This is a genomic window from Ruegeria halocynthiae (genome assembly GCF_000743705.1).
GTDB classification, from domain to species: domain Bacteria; phylum Pseudomonadota; class Alphaproteobacteria; order Rhodobacterales; family Rhodobacteraceae; genus Ruegeria; species Ruegeria halocynthiae_B.
On the sequence record NZ_JQEZ01000001.1, the window covers coordinates 386556 to 403927 of the forward strand.

Consider the following 17372-nt stretch of genomic DNA (forward strand, 5'->3'; position numbering starts at 1 on the left):
CGTGTGGGGTCCTCAGTCAGAGTTCAGCTCTCTCATATGCCATGCAAGGCTTTGATTGCTTGATAGAACCGGCTTTTTCAGACGGTCCTGAATCTCGGGGATTGCGTCAAAAGTTCTTAGATTTGTGCAGCTTAAGAAAACAGCTTCAACCGCCGAATCAGCCCCAAGCGCCAGCGCCGCGTCGACAACCGATTGTCGAGAAATCCGCACAACTTTGGATTCTTCGGCCTCACCAAAGGATCCGAATACATCCATAGATACCCCATTGCGGGCAAAAGCCTGCCGCAGCGGCTCGTTCACTTCTTCGATATATGGCGACAGCAAAGCAAAATTCGAGACCCCAAGATGCGCCGCACAGGCTGACGCCGCGCGCAACGGATTGGTGACGATTGCGGTGTCACAGGTTTTCTGGACCATCCTTTCAACCTGCTCGGAGCCGATGACCGAACTGGCCGATGTACAGCCGTATCCAACCACCCGGTAAGGGCGGATTTTCGGCAGCAGATCAGCCGCCGCTGGCAACGCCTTTTCCATCTCGGCAAGCGTGTCAGTTGTCACCTGCGCGTTGCTGGGAATGCGCGAGACATAGATCGGGCAGGTCCGATCCGCGAAATAAGCGTTGAATTCCGGCTCGATCGTTTCGTCGGTTTGCAGGACGATCAACCCCAGCGGTGAGGCCGAAGGATCATCCTTGTCCAGTGCGTAAGGCAAATAGCTCATATCTGTGGCAACTCCGCGCCCGCTCGGGGGCTGATGAAACGCGGCGATCCTTCGGTTATGACGATATTTTCCTCATGTACCAGAATTTTGCCGCCGACAGCGATGCCGGGTTCCAGCGTCAGAACCATTCCGGGCGCCAGCACCGTATGATCTGTTGGGATCAGCGACGGCCATTCCGTCAGTGACATGCCCAATCCATGCCCCAGCCGCCCCGCGTCGGTTTCGCTGCTGACACGCGACAAGACCGTGTTCATCACATGGTATACTTCGGACGCTGTTGCCCCCGGGCGCGCCGCTTCGAATGCTGCATCGGATGCTTCGATCAATGTGGCATAGGCATCGCGCACCTGAACGCTGGCGGGTCCGACAGACCAGTTGCGATCAAAGTCGCAGAAATAGCCATCCCAAATCAGACCGGTATCCAGCATCAACACGTCCCCTGGCATCAAAGGTGATGACCGCGCCGGGGAAATCACGTCAGTGTAACCGCCCTGCTCTGCGCCACCGGCAAGGTAGGGCACCCAATCCGCGCCCTCGTCCAGACAAAGCATCTGAAAGCGTCGGAACACCTCGTCCAGGGCAACGCCTTCCCTTGCGATCTCGGGCAGGCGTTGAAACGCGCGTCCGGCAATATCGCAGGCCATTTCGATCTTGGAAATTTCAGCGGGCGACTTGATCATTCGCAGACCTCGGAGAATACCCTGATCGCTGACCAGACGTCGCCCTTCCAGCAGATCCTGCAGCCGCTGAAAATCTGCCAATGGCATACGCACATGGGTTTCGTGGCCATCGGGCAAGCCTATTACCGCATCCCTTGGGCAGATTTCGCGCAGGGTTGCCGCCAACAAGCTGACGCCGTCATCCGACAGGTCTGGTGCGCTCCAGGTGCGGATATCGTCAACCCATGTCTGGGCCATCAAAGCGGCCCCGATGGAGGGAATGACAGCAATTGGTTTGCCGGATGCAGGGACGATCAGAAACCACGGCCGCGTCGGGCTTTCCCAAAACCGGGTCAGATAGCCTGTAAAGTAACGAATTTCAGGTTCCGTGGTCAGCAACAGTGCTGAAAGACCGGCTTCAGACATCCTGCGTTGGGCGCGCTCTGTCCGCGACTGGAATTCAGAGGTGTCATACCCCCTCATTCAGCGACTTCGGACAAAAAGCACAAAACGCGCGCATCCGCACCGATACCCAGCGCCCGGCGCACATCGTCATTCATGACCGCAGCCACCCCCGCCCCGCCAGAGGCCGTTGTGGCCACGCCCGCCGCCGCCATGGCCGCAAGGCGATCCGTCACTTCGGGGTCCGTCAGCGTCAGGAAATTGTCGGCGTCCCGCGCAAGCCCGTTAAGGGCAATCTGCGAGGGTTCCTTGCAGTCCAAACGCCCCATGACGCTGTCGGGTCCATCCGCGAATACACAGGCACCGGCCTCAATACTTGCCTGCAACGCCGGCGCCGCGTCGGGTTCGACCACGATGATTTGCGGCGCATCCCCCCAGGCCTTTCGCGCATAGGCCGCAACCGCACCGGCCAGCCCGCCGACACCGGCCTGCAACATGATATGTGTGGGCACCTGCGGGCATTGCTGTGCGGCCTCGGCGGCCATCTTCAGATACCCCTCCATCAGGGTATGAGGCAGATCATAATACCCGTCCCATGAACTGTCCGACAGCAGTATCCAGCCGTTGTCCTGCGCCGCCTGAGCGGCGGCCACCATGCTGGCGGCATAGTCGCTGCCCGCGCGCACGGCCTGCGCCCCTTGCGCGCGCAGACGATCGGCAAAACCTTCGGGCACCGTTTCGGCGATGTACACAACGGCGTCGGCACCAAATTTGCGCGCACCGGCGGCAACGCTCAGCCCGTGGTTGCCCGCGCTGGCAGTGACATAGGTTCGGCCGGTCAAGGTGGTGTTATCCGGATTCGCGGCCAAATCCGCCGCGTGACGCGCAATGACATATGCCGCGCCAAGCGCTTTGAATGATCCAAGATTCATCCGACCGCGTTCATCCTTGATCCACAGGTTTGCAACCTGGGCCAGACCATCGACCTCGACCAGCGGTGTTTCATCCGCAGAAAGACAGCGCTGTATCAACTCTGCCGCACGCTCGACATTGGTTGAGGGGTACGGGGCGCTGTCGATCAGCTTGTGCCCGCCGCGATGGGGATTGGATGAGATTTTCAATTGAGTGTCTTTCCTGAGCTACGAATTGACGTGACCGCATTCCCCAAGTTCTGTCAATAAATCTTGATCCCCTTTGGCGCAGTTTTCGGTAGGCCCGCAGGCATGGCCAACGGGGTCTTATGTCCTGCCTCCGCGTTGCGGGCAGCAGTGCGATGTGGTTATTCGAGAGATCCCGGTATAGCCTCCGCCTTCAAGCCAACCCGGAAAGCAGTTTACAAAACTATGACCTTGCAACGATCCATCGAAATCCTCGCTGACCTGATTGCCTTTGAAACGGTCTCGGCGGACTCGAACCTTGAGATCATCGGCTATCTGACTGACAAGCTCGGGGCGTTGGGGGCGCGGTGCATCGAAACGCGTGACGAAACCGGGGCCAAGGCTAACGTCTTTGCCACGCTGGGGCCGGACATGCCCGGCGGTATTCTTCTATCGGGTCACACGGATGTGGTTCCGGTGGCCGATCAGGACTGGACCACCGATCCGTTTCAGATGACCGAACGTGACGGCAAGCTGTTTGGCCGCGGCACATGTGACATGAAGGGGTTCATCGCCACCGCGCTGGCCTTTGCGGAAACGCTGGATCCCGACCAACTGGTTCAACCGCTGCATTTTGCCTTTACCTATGATGAGGAAACCGGCTGTATCGGCGCGCGAAATCTTGTCAACGATCTGTCCGAGCGCGGCATTGTACCGGATATCGCAATCATCGGTGAACCGACCGAAATGCGCGTCGTTGACGGCCATAAAGGATGCTTTGAATACACCACACGGTTTGTCGGCCTCGAAGGTCACAGCTCGGCACCTGAGGATGGTGTCAACGCCGCCGAATACGCGGCGCGCTATATCGGTAAGTTGCTGGAACTGCGGCACATCCTGAAATCTCGCGCCCCAGCGGGCAGCCGGTTCGAACCGCCCTGGAGCACGGTCAACGTCGGGCGCATCTCGGGCGGGGTTGCCCATAACGTCATTGCGGGCAAGGCCGAAGTTGCGTGGGAAGTTCGCCCGGTCCAATCCAGCGATGCCGAACTGGTCAGCAAAACCATGTCGGACTACGCGCAGCATTCCCTGTTGCCCGAAATGCAGGCGGTGTTTGCCGATGCCAGCATCATTCAGGACACCGTGGCCGAGGTCGAAGGGCTGGAGCCGATGGACGAAAATGCCGCCCGCGATCTGGTGGCCGAACTGACCGGCGCGAACGGCACCGGCGTCGTCGCCTTCGCCACCGAGGCTGGTTTGTTCCAGCAATTGGGCGTTCACGCGATTGTCTGCGGTCCGGGTTCGATCACACAGGCGCATAAGGCTGACGAATATGTCGAGATCGAACAGCTTGACCTGTGCTGCAGGATGCTGAACCGTTTAGGGCGCCGCCTGACCGCCTAGCCGGTGCCGTGCGTGCGGTCATAGGCCGAGCGTTCGGGCTGCACATGCGCCGCCCGCGCGTCTTCGCCCGGATCATAAACTTCCATCACCAGCGGATAGCAGGCCGCCGCGTCGGACGAATGTTCCGACGAACAATCTCCGCCGGGACAGGCCGAAAGCCCGACAATCAGGTCAATCTCGGCATAGAACTCCAGATAATCGCCGGGGCGCACCGGGCTGGCTTTCATGAAATATTGCCCGGTGTCACGGGTGAAACCGGTGCACATGAACACGTTCAGCACGTCATGCACATGTTTTTCAGCCTCATGCAGCGGCAGGTCGCAATGGCTGGTCAATGCGCGCGTCAGGTTGGAATGGCAGCAATAGTGGTAGTCATCCCCTGACAACAACCGCCCCGTATAAGGATCGCAACGCGTCCCGATCACATCATGGACCGAGCCGCCAAAGGCGTCGAACCCGTACCAGTCCAGCGTATCCGCAACGACGGTCGCCATCGGGCGCATGTTGGGAAAGCTCGACCACATACGGTCTCCGGTCGACAAATGCGTGCCATGCAGCGCGCGGGTCTTGCCCGAGTAGAACCGCTCGGTCAGGTCATGCTTGCTCCACATGTTCAGGTCCCCGACCTGTGGGCCATCGACCGACACAACACGGACAAAAGCGCCTGCGGGAACGTCAATACAGGCGGCATCGCGCGGGGCTGCGGTGGCCTCGGCCGTCTTTCTGGCCCCCTGCCGCAACTTGGTCAGAACGGTCAGGTCCGGTTGTTTCAGCGTCTCGGGCGGATAGCATATGACCGGAGGGATGGCCTTGCGTTCAGCCGCATCCAGAGGTGCCGCGAAATTCGGTTTTTCCAGCTTCATCAGTGCTCTCCCATCCCTGCCTTCGCACAGGATTAGCGCATAATGAACGGGTTCGCCATCGGCTCTTGCGCGGTGCTGATCCAGGTGGTTTTGGTTCGGGTATAGTCCAGCATCGCCTCGATCCCGGCCTCGCGCCCATAGCCCGATTGGTTAAACCCGCCAAAGGGCGCAATCGGTGATATCGCGCGATAGGTGTTCACCCAGCAAATCCCCGCCCTGATCCGTTTCGACACGCGATGCGCCCGCGCCAGGTTCTGCGTGAACACGCCCGAACCCAACCCAAACGGCGTGCTGTTGGCCAGTGCAATTGCCTCGTCCTCGGTATCGAACGGCAGCAAGGACATGACCGGGCCGAACATCTCGACCTGCAGCGTTTCTGTTTCGGGTGACGTGCATTGCACCAACGTAGGCATCATGTAATTCCCCGGGCGATCCGTAGCTTTGCCGCCAAAGCGGATCACCGCACCCTGCCCCTGCGCTTTGCTCAGCGTTTCCTCGATCCGGTGTACCTGCGCTGCGGTACACAGCGGCCCCACATGCGTATCGGCCTGCAAAGGGTCACCCAGCCGGATGGCTTGGGCTTTTTCTTCGATCCGCGCGATCAGGGGCTCCAGAATGGACCGATGCACCAACCCACGTGTACCCGCAACGCAGCTTTGCCCCGAGGCACCAAAGTTCCCGGCGATCAGACCATTGGCCGCGCCGTCCAGATCGGCGTCATCGAAGACCACAATCGGGGATTTGCCGCCCAATTCCAGCGAAGTAACCGCAAAGTTTTCGGCCGAATTGCGCACCACATGCCGCGCCGTTTCCGGCCCGCCGGTAAAGGCGATCCGGTCGATATCCGGGTGACGGGTCAGCGGGATGGCGCAGTTTTCAGCGTCTCCAGTGATGACCGAGACCACGCCGGGCGGGAATCCCGCCTGTTCGATCAACCGGGCGAATTCCAGCATCGGCACGGGCGCAATTTCCGAGGCCTTCAACACCACGGAACACCCCGCCGCCAGGGCCGGGCCAAGCTTGGTCGCGGTCAGGAACATCTGCGCATTCCATGGTACGATGGCCGCAACCACACCGATCGGTTCGCGTGTGGTAAAGACATGCATGTCGGGCTTGTCGATGGGCAGAACCGTGCCCTCGACCTTGTCAGCCAGCCCGGCAAAATAGCGATAGTAATCCGCCACATACCCCGTCTGCGCCGCCGTTTCGGCCAGCAGTTTACCGCTGTCTGTCGTCTCCAACTCTCCCAACCGGGGGGCGTGTTCCGCCACCAGATCAGCCAGCCGATACAACAGTTTCCCGCGTGCGGTCTGTGTCATATCGCGCCACGCCGGATCGTCCAGAACGCGTTTGGCGGCAGCCACCGCGCGGTCGACATCCCCGGCCGAGGCGCAGGCGAACGTGGCCCATCCTTGCCCGGTCGCAGGGTTTTCTGAGGTCAGGACCCGAGCGTCTGATCCTTCGGACCATTCGCCATCAATGAACAGTTGGAAATGTGGAAGATGTCCCATGGTGGTCCTCACTGAAAGGCTGGCATGACGTCGTCGATGAACCGCGCCAGCGAGGCGCGCTTGCGGTCATTGCTCATGCCGCTGTCGATCCAGAACGAAAACTCGTCATAGCCCAGATCTTCGTAACGTTTGATCCGATCAATCACCTGCTGCGCCGTGCCAACGGTCAGGTCGCGACCCAGCTTTTCGCAGGTATACATCGGGTTGGCATCCATTTCGGCGTCCGAGATCGGCTCGATCAGGCCCTGCTGGATCGGGCGTTTGTTCAGGAACCACGCCCCGAAATAGTTGTAGTACCGCCGCAAATCCTGCACCCCGCGCGCCACATCTTCGTCGTCTTTCCCGACATAAGCGTGGTGCAGCAACATGATTTTGGGGCGTGGCCCCGTATGGCTTTCACAGGCGTCGTTGAACCGCCCCATCAAGGTTTCAATCTCATCCATACCCTGCCACAGCGGTGTGACCTGAATGTTAAACCCGTTGTGTACACCAAATTCATGGCTGTTGGGGTCCCGCGCGGCGATCCAGATCGGCGGTCCGCCCTGTTGCAAGGGTTTCGGGGCCGAGGTGGTGGCGGGAAAAGAATAGAACTCTCCTTCATGCGCGCAGTCGCCCTGCCATATCTGCGGCAAAAGCGGCGTGGTTTCACGCATCCTCTGCCCGGCTTCCCATGCGTCCATTCCGGGCATCAGGCGTTCATATTCAAAGGAATAAGCCCCGCGGGCAATGCCCAGTTCGATCCGCCCCTTGGTGATCTGATCAGCCGCCGCGGCCTCACCCGCAAGCTTGATCGGATGCCAGAACGGTGCCACCACCGTTCCGGTTCCAAGGCGTACGTTGCGTGTGTGATGCGCCAGATCGACCAGAGACAAAAACGGATTGGGCGCAATCGTGAATTCCATTCCGTGATGTTCACCGGTCCAGACTGCGCGCATACCGCCCTCGTCCGCCATTTTCACCAGACCCACGAACTCATCGTACAAAACATCATGGGGCTGATCCGGCGTCAGACGCTCCATATGGGCAAACAGCGAAAACTCCATTCTCTGGCTCCTCTAGCGAAAACTGTGAATGTCGCCCTGTTCCACGTCGCCCAGATACAGGGCAAAATCCCCGGTCTGAGCCTCGCGCGCGAAACGGGTCATCATGTGGTGAATGCCGGGGGCGGTATAGGTCAGGCCGGGCAGATCTTCGATCCGAACCCAACGGGTCGTGTCCGGATGTGCAACCTGTTCTGCCGTGGCCAGAAAGAACGTGTAATGCTGGCGGGTCTGCGCATCATTGAACGCGGAATAGACCTGTTCAATCCGCGCATGAATGCCCCGTTCGGACAGCCCTTGTGCCAGCCGGTTCCGCTGACCGCCACGTTCGGCACCGGCGACCTGAAAGGGGTGAAACCAGCCGTCGTGATGTTCCAACAGCACGTTGCCATCCGAGATGATGATCGCCCCGCAGAGCGTCGGCTCTTTGGCATCCATTTCCCGTTCAAGCCCAAGGCTGAAGTACGATCCACCAACATACCCCAGACCGTCACCTGCGGCGCGAGCAAAGGCGACGACGCGGCCAAGCAGGATGGTGTGATCACCGGCAGGAACCGCGCTGTGCGTTTCGCAACAAAACTGCGCCAGCGCCCCGTCGATCAGCGGCAGATCATGCGCGCCCGAGTGATGTGCAACCTTTGCAAACCGGTCTCCTTTGTACCCCGCGAAAGTGTTCGATATCTCTTGCTGGCCCTCGGCCAGAATGTTGACCGCAAAGTGACGGCAACCGGCAAAAACCTCATAACTAGACAGGAACTTGCCGGGGCAGACCAGCAATAGCGGCGGGTCCAGGGAAACGGATGAAAAGGAATTGGCCGTAAACCCGACCGGCGCCCCCATCCCATCGCGGGTCGTCACCACGGTCACGCCGGTCATGAAACTGCCGAATGCGTCGCGCAGGGCGCGTGGGTCCAATTCGGTCATGGCAGACACTCCTGTAGAAAGCGCAACAGGATGGCGTTGACCTTGGCTGCGTGGGTCATCGGCATCATATGCGCCGCGTTTGGGATGATCTCGGCCCGCCCCTGTCGCACCAGCGCGGCCATATCCCGTGACATCCGGGGGGTCGAATTCGGCTCGTCCGCGCCAGTCAGGAACAAGGCGGGGCACATGATCCGGGCCAGTTGCGCTGCGCTCGGGCCGTCGCTTTCTGCAAAGACTGTGTAGGCCGCCTTATAGGCGCGCGGATCACCCTCTTGCAGCCAGCGCGCGCAGGCGGCGCGTTCGTCCGACTTGTGATCGGCAAACCACCGTTGCAGCGTGACCGATGGGTCATTCGGCCGGCCATCATCCAACGCGCGCGCCCGTGACAAGATCGCCTGACGGGCCGGGGCCGGTCGTTGGAAAATGGCGTTCAGGGCCGCGATGCCTTTGACATTCGGGTTTCCCGACGCCGCGATATGCATCGCGATCAGCGCACCCATCGAATGCCCGACAAGGACCGCCGGTTCCCGCAACAGCGCCGCGACGGGGGCGGCATAGCTGCCCAACCCGTCCGGCGCGGAAAAAGCCGTCTCGCCGTGCCCGGCCATATCCGGACACACGACGCGATACTCGGCAGAGGCCAGCGCGTCGATCTGCCCGCTCCACGCCTCGGCCCGCAGACCGACGCCGTGCAACAGAACGACCAGAGGCCCCGCGCCCACGTCTATGGCGGCCAGCCTGCCAATCTCAGACCGAGGCCGGGTTGTCCACGTCATGACCCAGATCCTTCAAATCCTGATAGCGGTCTCCGATCCGATGATGTGGCCGCCCCGATGTTGCACCGCCCAGCACCACCACGATCTCATCCGCGCGCGGCGCGTCCGGTATGGCAAATTGCAGCGTCAGGTAATGCGATCGGCGCCCGGCATCGTTCTTATCCATCAGCGGCACCATGATGGGCGTGTTGGCTGGCCCCCGTGTATTGGTAAACGAAAGATAGGATTTCGCGTCGACCGCCTGCCGGAAGATATTCCCGAAATGCAACGTGTGGATCAGGCCCGAGGCGTGCTCGACCTCTCCGTCCAGACCCACCACTGCAGCCTTGCCATAGGCCTCGATCGCCTCACCGCTTCCGGCCAAGGCGATCATCCGGCTGGTCAGAGCCTCACCCAGAACCGGGCCATAGGCCAGTATCTCGGGCCTCAGGTCATCGACGTATCGCCCCGCCCACGGGTTGGACACCACGGCGGCGACGGCGAACATGCGCCATGGGCGTTCGGCCTTGCGAAACCCTTCGACCAGAACTTCTTCGTCGAAAGTCACGATTTTTCGAATATTCGGCTGCACGGCATCCCCTCATATTTGGTTGGGGCACTATCTGCGGGCCAGATGCATTTTGACAAACGAAAGAACTTTGGTCTTAGGTATTAATAACACTAATAGGTTGATTGCAGATGTCGAAAACCCTACCGCCCCTTACATGGTTCAGATCGTTCGAGGCCGCTGCTCGGCGGCTCAGCTCAACGGCGGCGGCCGATGAAATAGGGCTGACGCAATCGGCCGTAAGTCAACAGATCAGATCGTTGGAGGCGCGGCTGGGCGTCGCCCTGTTTCACCGCCATGCGCGGGGGTTGTCCTTAACGGATGAAGGGCGCAAGCTGTTGCCGCAAGTCGAGGCAGCACTTGGGATTTTGCAGGCAGCCGCGTCGCCTTATCTGACCGAAAAACGGGCAAGCCATGTCACCATCGCCGCGTCTATCAGTGTTATCGAATGGGTGATTTCCCCCGCCCTGCCCGACTTCCAATCCCACCATCCCGAAACGTCATTGCGCTTTGTCAGCACGATCTGGCCGGATGAATACGCAGCCTCTCGGGCGGATGTGGAAATCCGGTTCGGGTCGACGAAACAGGTGGGCAAGGGTGCGACCCCTTTGATGCCCAATCAGCTTATCGCCGTGAAATCACCCGGCCTGAGCGGCGATTTTCACGACCTGCCCCTGATCGAATCCGTAGGAACCTCGGACAATTGGGTGTCCTGGTCCGACGCAACCGGGCACCCTGTCCACCCCCCATCTTTGTTTGTGGATTCCTACGGGCTGGCGCTGCAACTTGCCACCACGGGAAACGGCGTGGCGCTTGTGAACGCTTTGGTCGCAGATCACGCATTGCGCACCGGACAGGTCGAACTGGCCGCGGATACCTCTGCCCCGGCGAGTGAGGGGTATTTTCTGGCAATTCAGCGCTCCTCACCCGAGGTTGACGCCTTTGTGGCGTGGTTTTCCCGGACCACACATGGGGCTGCGCCGGAATAACGTCTGAAACAGACAAGTTGATGTCGCATCTGGGGATTTCATAACGCACCGTTTTCGTGAATTCTGGCAAAAAAGGTCCGATTCATGCGATATTCTGGCTTCCAGGTCATCAAGCAGGCGCTAACCGGTCACAAAGGGTGGAAACCGGTCTGGCGGGACCCGGCCCCAAAATCACATTATGACATCGTGATCATCGGCGGTGGCGGGCACGGGCTGGCGACGGCGCACTACCTTGCCAAGGTGTATGGTCAGCGCAGGGTGGCGGTGGTTGAAAAAGGCTGGATCGGCGGTGGCAACGTCGGGCGCAACACGACGATCATCCGCTCGAACTACCTGCTGGACGGGAACGAGCACTTCTATGAATTCTCGCTGAAACTGTGGGAAGGGTTGGAGCGGGACCTGAACTATAACGCGATGATCAGCCAGCGCGGGGTTCTTAACCTGTATCATTCCGACGGGCAGCGTGACGCCTATATCCGGCGCGGCAATGCGATGATCCTGAACGGGGCGGATGCAGAACTGCTGGATGCCGATCAGGTTCGCAAGGAACACCCCTATCTGAATTTTGACGACGCGCGCTTTCCGATCAAGGGCGGGCTGGCGCAGCGGCGCGGCGGCACGGCGCGTCACGATGCGGTGGCCTGGGGGTTTGCCAGATCCGCCGACAGCCACGGCGTGGACATCATTCAGAACTGCGAAGTCACCGGGCTGCGGATCGAAAACGGAAAATGTCTGGGGGTTGAGACCTCGAAAGGGTTTATTGGCGCGGACAAGGTCGGCTGTGCGGTGGCAGGCAGTTCGGGGCGCGTGATGGGCATGGCCGGACTGCGCCTGCCGATTGAAAGCCACGTGTTGCAGGCCTTTGTGTCCGAGGGGCTGAAGCCCGTGTTGCCCAGCGTCATCACCTATGGCGCAGGCCATTTCTATGTCAGCCAGTCCGACAAGGGCGGGCTGGTGTTCGGGGGCGACCTGGACGGGTACAACTCCTATGCCCAACGCGGCAATCTGCCCGTGGTCGAGGATGTCTGCGAAGGCGGCATGTCGCTGATGCCCATAATTGGACGCGCGCGTCTGTTGCGAATGTGGGGCGGGGTCATGGACATGTCCATGGATGGCTCGCCCATCATCGACCGCACCCCGGTTGATGGCCTCTATTTCAATGGCGGCTGGTGTTACGGCGGGTTCAAGGCGACCCCGGCCTCGGGCCATTGTTTCGCACATCTGCTGGCGCGCGACGCGCCGCACCCTGTTGCCACGGCCTATCGCCTCGACCGGTTCCGCACCGGGCGAATGATCGACGAAAAAGGTGTGGGCAATCAGCCCAACCTGCACTGAGGGGACCACGGACATGATCATCGACCATCCCATGCTGGGCCCGCGCGACGCCTCGGAATTCACCTATCTGGGCGACGCCTCCCTGATTGACCGTCCCGACTGGCAAGCCGACGACGCAGCCGAGGCATTCTATGAATATGGCTATCTGCGCGACAACCCTGCCGGTGAGCATCAAGAGCTGTGGTATCACGAGGCCGGAGACCGCTCGTGGCTGGTCGTCACCCGCAATACGCTGACGCATGAGATTTCAAAGGTGGAACTGGCCCGTGACGTGGCCCGCGCGCGGGGGCGAAGCAAATGACCCAGACCAACAGGCTGAGCGGCGGGCAAATCGACCGCAACACCACGCTGAATTTCCGCTTCGACAATCACAGCTATACCGCCCATCCGGGCGACACGTTGGCCTCGGCCCTGCTGGCCAATGACGTGCGGTTGATCGGGCGATCGTTCAAATACCACCGCCCGCGCGGGCTGCTGACCGCCGGGTCCGAAGAACCCAACGGGATCGTCGAACTGCGAACCGGAAGCCGCAAGGAACCCAACACCCGCGCCACAACCGCCGAGATATTCGACGGGTTAGAGGCGCATTCGCAGAACCGCTGGCCCAACCTGAAATTCGACGCGCTGGCCGTGAACGATCTGTTTTCGAACTTTCTGTCCGCCGGGTTCTATTACAAAACCTTCATGTGGCCCGCTGCATTTTGGGAAAAGCTGTACGAACCGATCATCCGCCGCGCTGCCGGGCTGGGTTCCCTGTCGATGGAGGCCGATCCGGACGAGTATGACAAGGGCTTTCGCCATTGCGATCTGCTGATCATCGGGGCCGGTCCCGCCGGTCTGATGGCAGCCCTGACCGCAGGACGCGCGGGTGCAGACGTCATTCTGGCGGACGAGGATTTCACCCCCGGCGGACGTCTGAACAGCGAGACATACGCGCTGGGCGATCACAGCGCGCCCGCTTGGGCCGCGCAGGCCGTGGCAGAATTGACCTCAATGCCCAACGTCCGGTTGATGACGCGAACAACCGTGATCGGGGCCTTTGACCACGGCATCTATGGTGCGGTTGAACGCACCGGGGATCACCTGCCCACCCTGCCCGCAGGTAAACCCCGCCAAATCCTGTGGCGCATCTACAGCCAAAAGGCGTTGCTGTGCGCCGGGGCCACCGAACGCCCGATAGCGTTCGAAAACAACGACCGGCCCGGTATCATGATGGCCAGCGCCCTGCGGACCTATGCCAACCGGTTCGCTGTCATAGCCGCGCCGCGCGTGGCGGTCTTTACCAATAACGATGACGGCCACCGCACTGCCGTCGATCTGCACGCCAAGGGCATCAAGGTTGCGGCGGTCATTGACGTCCGGGATGACGCGCCCTCCAGCTATGACTATGAGGTTCTAAAGGGCGCGCAGGTAGTTGATACCAAAGGCCGTCACGGGCTGACCTTTGTCGAGGTGGCAATGCCGGGGGGCGAGACCCGCACCCTGGAATGCGGCGCGCTGGGTGTATCCGGCGGATGGAACCCGAATGTGCATCTGACCTGCCATCAACGCGGACGCCCTATCTGGAACGAGGCACTGGCGGCCTTTGTCCCCGGCGCTGACCTGCCTGTGGGCTTGACGGTCGCGGGGGCAGCAAACGGCGTCATGTCCACATATGGTGCGCTGCAATCCGGCGCGGAAGGAGCGGCGAAGGCACTGGACTTGACCAGCGCCCTGCCCGACCTTCCCGATGCCGAGGATGCCCCGGTCACACAGACGCCATTCTGGTACGTTCAAGGCTGCAAACGCGCCTGGCTGGATCAGCAGAACGACGTGACCGTAAAGGACGTCAAACTCAGCTATCAGGAGGGGTTCCGCTCGGTCGAGCACCTGAAGCGCTACACCACGTTGGGCATGGCGACGGATCAGGGCAAGACCTCGAATATAGGCGGGTTGGCGATCATGGCCGAAGTGGCCGGTAAGTCGATTCCCGAAACGGGCACAACCATCTTCCGCCCGCCCTATACGCCCGTTCCAATCGCCACATTTGCGGGTCGGATGAAGGGTCAGGAATTCCACCCCACCCGCCTGACGCCGTCGCACCACTGGGCCAAGGAACGCGGCGCGGTGTTTGTCGAGGTTGGCAACTGGCTGCGCGCGCAATGGTTCCCCCTGCCGGACGAGACGCATTGGCGGCAATCGGTGGACCGCGAGGTGCGCCAGACCCGTGCCTCGGTCGGGGTGTGTGATTGCACGACGCTGGGCAAGATAGATGTTCAGGGCACGGATGCAGCCGCGTTTTTGAACCGCATCTATGCCAATGGCTTTGCCAAACTGGCCGTTGGTAAAACCCGTTATGGCCTGATGCTGCGCGAAGATGGGATCGTTATGGACGACGGCACCGCCGCCCGGCTGGCCGACGATCATTTCGTCGTCACCACGACCACAGCCAACGCTGTAAGTGTCTATCGGCACATGGAATTCACGCGCCAATGTCTGTTTCCGGACATGGATGTGCAACTGATCTCGACCACCGATGTCTGGGCGCAATACGCGGTGGCCGGACCCAATTCGCGCAAACTGTTGCAAAAGATTGTGGACCCGGAATTTGATATTTCCAACGAAGCGTTTCCTTTCATGGCCTGCGGTAACATCACCGTCTGCCAAGGGCTGCGCGCACGGCTGTTCCGGATCTCTTTCTCGGGCGAGCTGGCCTATGAAATCGCGGTCCCTTCGAGATATGGGGATGCACTTATGCGGCGGCTGATGGACATGGGCGAAGAGTTCGACGTGGTACCTTATGGCACCGAAGCACTGGGTGTGATGCGCATCGAAAAGGGCCACGCGGCCGGGAATGAGCTGAACGGCACAACGACAGCGTTGAACCTTGGTATGGCCAAAATGGTGTCGAAAAAGAAAGATGGCATCGGATCGACCCTATCGGAACGCGCGGCGCTGAACGAACCCGACGCTCTGGCGCTGGTGGGGATCAAACCACTGGAACCCGAAAAGAAAGTAACGGCGGGTGGGCATCTGATGAACATTGATGGCCCTGTGGATACCGCCCATGATCAGGGCTATGTGACCTCGGCTGTGTATTCGCCCATTCTGAACAGCAGTATCGGCCTGGGTCTTATGAAAAACGGCCACGCCAGAATGGGCGAACGGATGCGCCTTGTGTCCCCGTTAACCGACCTGACAATCGAAGTCGAAATCGTCTCGGCCCATTTTGTTGATCCTAAGGGAGAACGCCTTCGTGCATGATCTTGTTGCGATAACCGCCCTTGGCGGGACCGAACCGCGTATGGATACCGTTGCCGGGGTCACATGTTCCGAAGTTCCAGACGTAGCGCTGGCCTCGGTCGCGGCACGCATGGGGCAGGAAAACAACGTGATCAAAGCATTGGAAGCGTTGATTGAGACCCCCGTTCCGGATGTGGGGCAAAGTGCGGGCGCGGTGATCTGCGCATTCTGGGCGGGTCCGGATCAGTGGATGATAGAGGCGCCCCAGGACAGTCATGAAGGCATCGCCACGCAGGTAAAGTCGGCTGTCGGTAACGCCGCCTCGGTCACGGAACAAACAGACGGCTGGACCCGGTTCGACCTGAGCGGCCCCAACCTGACGGCAGTGTTGGAACTGCTATCCTCGCTTGATTTACGCAAAGCTACGACGGGCAGCGTTACGCGCAGCTCCATCCACCATATCGGCTGTTTCGTCCTGTTCCGCACGCCAGAGTTGTTCAGCATCTACGGACCGCGATCCTCGGCCGGGTCGCTGCATCACGCGATCCTCACCGCGATGCGTTCGGCGCTATAGGTGATCTTTTGGCGGAGCCGTTATTATTCCCCGGTGCGGGGATTTCGATTCAGGCCCACCGTATCAATCCGATGATCGCCGAGGTCGCATAGAACCCCTGTAGCAAAAGGAACGTCCACCGTCGGTCAATTACAGCCCAGGCGGCGAACAAGCCCGACGACACCAACAACAAGGTGAACCCCAAAACCTCGGCCCCGATGTTCGAGGCAATCAACAAGGCGTAGGCCATTGCGAGAACTGATCCCGTGACCTCAAACGTTGTGGTCAGGGTGCGCCTGCTCAGAGTTCCTGTTTGTTCCTTCATAATTCAGCCTTTCGGTTTTGATGCGGCACCTGAGATTTGCCTTTCCTTGTGGGTAGACCAGAATTAGAATGTGACTCAAATGAATGATTGTCATGTTTCAATTCTGCTTTGTCATGGACGGCCAAATGAATGAACGACTGGAAATAGATGCTCTGCGCGCCTTGTTGGCCATTGCCGCCCACGGCGGCGTGACACGTGCTGCGGAACATCTGGCGCTGTCACAATCGGCAGTCAGCCATAAAATCCGACGTCTTGAACAGGCTCTGGATTGCGACCTGCTGGCCCGACGCGCGGGTGGCCCCCTTTTCACTGAGGCGGGTCTGCGCCTGTGCGACTACGCCCGGCGAATCGTCGCCCTGCATGACGAGGCGCTGGCCGGATTGGGCAAGAAACCCCTGTCCGGGATCATCCGGCTGGGCATGACCGAGGACACTGCCACCAGCGGGATCGCACGCATCCTGGGGCGCTTTACCCGCCTGTACCCGGATGTTCAGGTCCGCATTCGCACCAGTCAGAGCTTGAACGTTCAAGCATGGCTAAAAGCCAGAGAGCTGGACGTGGCGGTGATGCAGGTTTTTCACCACGACATTCAACCGGATGACATGATCCTGTTCGAAGATACGCTGCATTGGGTCAAATCCCCGGATTTTAATTTGGATGTGTCGGCCCCGATCCCGTTCCTGTCTTTCGACAGCCAGTGTTTCTACAGACAATGGGGGCTGACCGATGGGCAATCGCAAGGCCATCGGCTGAACACTGTTCTGGAATGCCCCAGCGCAGCAGGCATTCAATCGGCGGTGCGTTCGGGATTAGGTGTGGCGCTGCTGAACGGCCTGCACGTGACCCCCGACATCGAAGTGATCGCAGATAAATTTCCACAACCGCCCGCCATCGCCTTTGTTGCACGCACCGCAACGAGCCGCCGCAATCCTGTGGTCACGGCCCTGATTGAGGAAATCAACCAAGAAGGTCAAAGCACCATTCCCTTGAAGGCAGTCAGCTAGC

The 17372-nt window shown here is 60.2% G+C and carries 17 protein-coding genes; 7 read left to right on the plus strand and 10 right to left on the minus strand.

Going from position 1 to position 17372, the window contains the following annotated elements; all coding sequences use genetic code 11:
* Nucleotides 1–12 precede the first annotated feature (12 nt).
* The 3 genes from JT51_RS01855 to JT51_RS01865 are packed head-to-tail and all read right to left on the minus strand — an operon-like array spanning nt 13 to nt 2902.
* Nucleotides 13–720, minus strand: coding sequence for an aspartate/glutamate racemase family protein (locus JT51_RS01855; protein ID WP_037307178.1), 708 nt, complete (start codon nt 718–720; stop codon nt 13–15).
* A complete protein-coding gene (locus JT51_RS01860; RefSeq protein ID WP_037307180.1) occupies nt 717–1862 on the minus strand; it encodes a M24 family metallopeptidase in 1146 nt (381 codons plus the stop codon). Before JT51_RS01860 ends, JT51_RS01855 begins: the two co-directional genes overlap by 4 nt.
* Nucleotides 1859–2902 carry a pyridoxal-phosphate dependent enzyme gene (locus JT51_RS01865; protein WP_037307182.1) on the minus strand — a complete coding sequence of 348 codons (1044 nt, stop codon included), beginning with the start codon at nt 2900–2902 and terminating at the stop codon, nt 1859–1861. Before JT51_RS01865 ends, JT51_RS01860 begins: the two co-directional genes overlap by 4 nt.
* Before the next feature lie 222 nt (nt 2903–3124).
* On the opposite strand from JT51_RS01865, the gene argE reads away from it, so the two are divergent.
* The gene (gene argE / locus JT51_RS01870; protein WP_037307184.1) at nt 3125–4282 is read left to right on the plus strand and encodes an acetylornithine deacetylase; all 1158 of its coding nucleotides are present in this window, start codon (nt 3125–3127) and stop codon (nt 4280–4282) included.
* On the opposite strand, the gene JT51_RS01875 is transcribed toward argE, so the two are convergent.
* From JT51_RS01875 to JT51_RS01900, 6 genes are read right to left on the minus strand one after another with little or no spacing between them, the layout of a single operon-like run.
* The gene (locus JT51_RS01875; RefSeq protein ID WP_037307186.1) at nt 4279–5145 is read right to left on the minus strand and encodes an urea carboxylase-associated family protein; all 867 of its coding nucleotides are present in this window, start codon (nt 5143–5145) and stop codon (nt 4279–4281) included. The two genes, argE and JT51_RS01875, sit on opposite strands and share 4 nt — an antisense overlap.
* 32 nt (nt 5146–5177) lie before the next feature.
* Nucleotides 5178–6656: an aldehyde dehydrogenase gene (locus JT51_RS01880; RefSeq protein WP_037307188.1), complete on the minus strand. Its 1479-nt coding sequence runs from the start codon at nt 6654–6656 to the stop codon at nt 5178–5180.
* 8 nt (nt 6657–6664) lie between these two features.
* Nucleotides 6665–7699 carry an LLM class flavin-dependent oxidoreductase gene (locus JT51_RS01885; RefSeq protein ID WP_037307190.1) on the minus strand — a complete coding sequence of 345 codons (1035 nt, stop codon included), beginning with the start codon at nt 7697–7699 and terminating at the stop codon, nt 6665–6667.
* Between the two features lie 12 nt (nt 7700–7711).
* The gene (locus tag JT51_RS01890) at nt 7712–8620 is read right to left on the minus strand and encodes a flavin reductase family protein (protein ID WP_037307192.1); all 909 of its coding nucleotides are present in this window, start codon (nt 8618–8620) and stop codon (nt 7712–7714) included.
* A complete protein-coding gene (locus JT51_RS01895) occupies nt 8617–9396 on the minus strand; it encodes an alpha/beta fold hydrolase (RefSeq protein ID WP_037307194.1) in 780 nt (259 codons plus the stop codon). Before JT51_RS01895 ends, JT51_RS01890 begins: the two co-directional genes overlap by 4 nt.
* On the minus strand, nt 9368–9967 hold the full coding sequence (locus JT51_RS01900) for an amino acid synthesis family protein (RefSeq protein WP_037307196.1): 600 nt from the start codon (nt 9965–9967) through the stop codon (nt 9368–9370). The genes JT51_RS01895 and JT51_RS01900 overlap by 29 nt, the downstream gene beginning before the upstream one ends.
* A gap of 107 nt (nt 9968–10074) precedes the next feature.
* Here JT51_RS01900 and JT51_RS01905 point away from each other — a divergent pair, with 107 nt between their 5' ends.
* From JT51_RS01905 to JT51_RS01925, 5 genes are all read left to right on the plus strand, one after another.
* The gene (locus tag JT51_RS01905) at nt 10075–10932 is read left to right on the plus strand and encodes a LysR family transcriptional regulator (protein ID WP_037307198.1); all 858 of its coding nucleotides are present in this window, start codon (nt 10075–10077) and stop codon (nt 10930–10932) included.
* An 84-nt stretch (nt 10933–11016) separates the two neighbouring features.
* A complete protein-coding gene (locus JT51_RS01910) occupies nt 11017–12267 on the plus strand; it encodes a sarcosine oxidase subunit beta family protein (RefSeq protein WP_037307200.1) in 1251 nt (416 codons plus the stop codon).
* 13 nt (nt 12268–12280) lie between these two features.
* Complete coding sequence (locus tag JT51_RS01915; protein ID WP_037307202.1) at nt 12281–12568, plus strand: sarcosine oxidase subunit delta; 288 nt, start codon at nt 12281–12283, stop codon at nt 12566–12568.
* Nucleotides 12565–15510 (plus strand): sarcosine oxidase subunit alpha family protein, encoded by a 2946-nt coding sequence (locus tag JT51_RS01920; RefSeq protein ID WP_037307204.1) that lies wholly within the window; start codon nt 12565–12567, stop codon nt 15508–15510. The genes JT51_RS01915 and JT51_RS01920 overlap by 4 nt, the downstream gene beginning before the upstream one ends.
* Nucleotides 15503–16063, plus strand: a complete 561-nt coding sequence (locus JT51_RS01925; RefSeq protein ID WP_037307206.1) for a sarcosine oxidase subunit gamma — start codon at nt 15503–15505, stop codon at nt 16061–16063. The genes JT51_RS01920 and JT51_RS01925 overlap by 8 nt, the downstream gene beginning before the upstream one ends.
* Before the next feature lie 49 nt (nt 16064–16112).
* On the opposite strand, the gene JT51_RS01930 is transcribed toward JT51_RS01925, so the two are convergent.
* Nucleotides 16113–16367: a hypothetical protein gene (locus JT51_RS01930; RefSeq protein WP_037307207.1), complete on the minus strand. Its 255-nt coding sequence runs from the start codon at nt 16365–16367 to the stop codon at nt 16113–16115.
* A gap of 125 nt (nt 16368–16492) precedes the next feature.
* Between JT51_RS01930 and JT51_RS01935 the strand changes: the two genes are divergently transcribed.
* The gene (locus JT51_RS01935; RefSeq protein WP_200876053.1) at nt 16493–17371 is read left to right on the plus strand and encodes a LysR family transcriptional regulator; all 879 of its coding nucleotides are present in this window, start codon (nt 16493–16495) and stop codon (nt 17369–17371) included.
* Nucleotide 17372 lies beyond the last annotated feature (1 nt).

What these genes read in the sequence shown, in the direction of transcription:
- JT51_RS01935 (WP_200876053.1), top strand. Translation starts at nt 16,493, where the DNA reads ATGAATGAACGACTGGAAATAGATGCTCTGCGCGCCTTGTTGGCCATT.
- JT51_RS01930 (WP_037307207.1), bottom strand. Translation starts at nt 16,367, where the DNA reads ATGAAGGAACAAACAGGAACTCTGAGCAGGCGCACCCTGACCACAACG.
- JT51_RS01920 (WP_037307204.1), top strand. Translation starts at nt 12,565, where the DNA reads ATGACCCAGACCAACAGGCTGAGCGGCGGGCAAATCGACCGCAACACC.
- JT51_RS01905 (WP_037307198.1), top strand. Translation starts at nt 10,075, where the DNA reads ATGTCGAAAACCCTACCGCCCCTTACATGGTTCAGATCGTTCGAGGCC.
- JT51_RS01895 (WP_037307194.1), bottom strand. Translation starts at nt 9,396, where the DNA reads ATGACGTGGACAACCCGGCCTCGGTCTGAGATTGGCAGGCTGGCCGCC.
- JT51_RS01910 (WP_037307200.1), top strand. Translation starts at nt 11,017, where the DNA reads ATGCGATATTCTGGCTTCCAGGTCATCAAGCAGGCGCTAACCGGTCAC.
- JT51_RS01890 (WP_037307192.1), bottom strand. Translation starts at nt 8,620, where the DNA reads ATGACCGAATTGGACCCACGCGCCCTGCGCGACGCATTCGGCAGTTTC.
- JT51_RS01915 (WP_037307202.1), top strand. Translation starts at nt 12,281, where the DNA reads ATGATCATCGACCATCCCATGCTGGGCCCGCGCGACGCCTCGGAATTC.
- JT51_RS01880 (WP_037307188.1), bottom strand. Translation starts at nt 6,656, where the DNA reads ATGGGACATCTTCCACATTTCCAACTGTTCATTGATGGCGAATGGTCC.
- JT51_RS01875 (WP_037307186.1), bottom strand. Translation starts at nt 5,145, where the DNA reads ATGAAGCTGGAAAAACCGAATTTCGCGGCACCTCTGGATGCGGCTGAA.
- JT51_RS01885 (WP_037307190.1), bottom strand. Translation starts at nt 7,699, where the DNA reads ATGGAGTTTTCGCTGTTTGCCCATATGGAGCGTCTGACGCCGGATCAG.
- argE (WP_037307184.1), top strand. Translation starts at nt 3,125, where the DNA reads ATGACCTTGCAACGATCCATCGAAATCCTCGCTGACCTGATTGCCTTT.
- JT51_RS01860 (WP_037307180.1), bottom strand. Translation starts at nt 1,862, where the DNA reads ATGAGGGGGTATGACACCTCTGAATTCCAGTCGCGGACAGAGCGCGCC.
- JT51_RS01855 (WP_037307178.1), bottom strand. Translation starts at nt 720, where the DNA reads ATGAGCTATTTGCCTTACGCACTGGACAAGGATGATCCTTCGGCCTCA.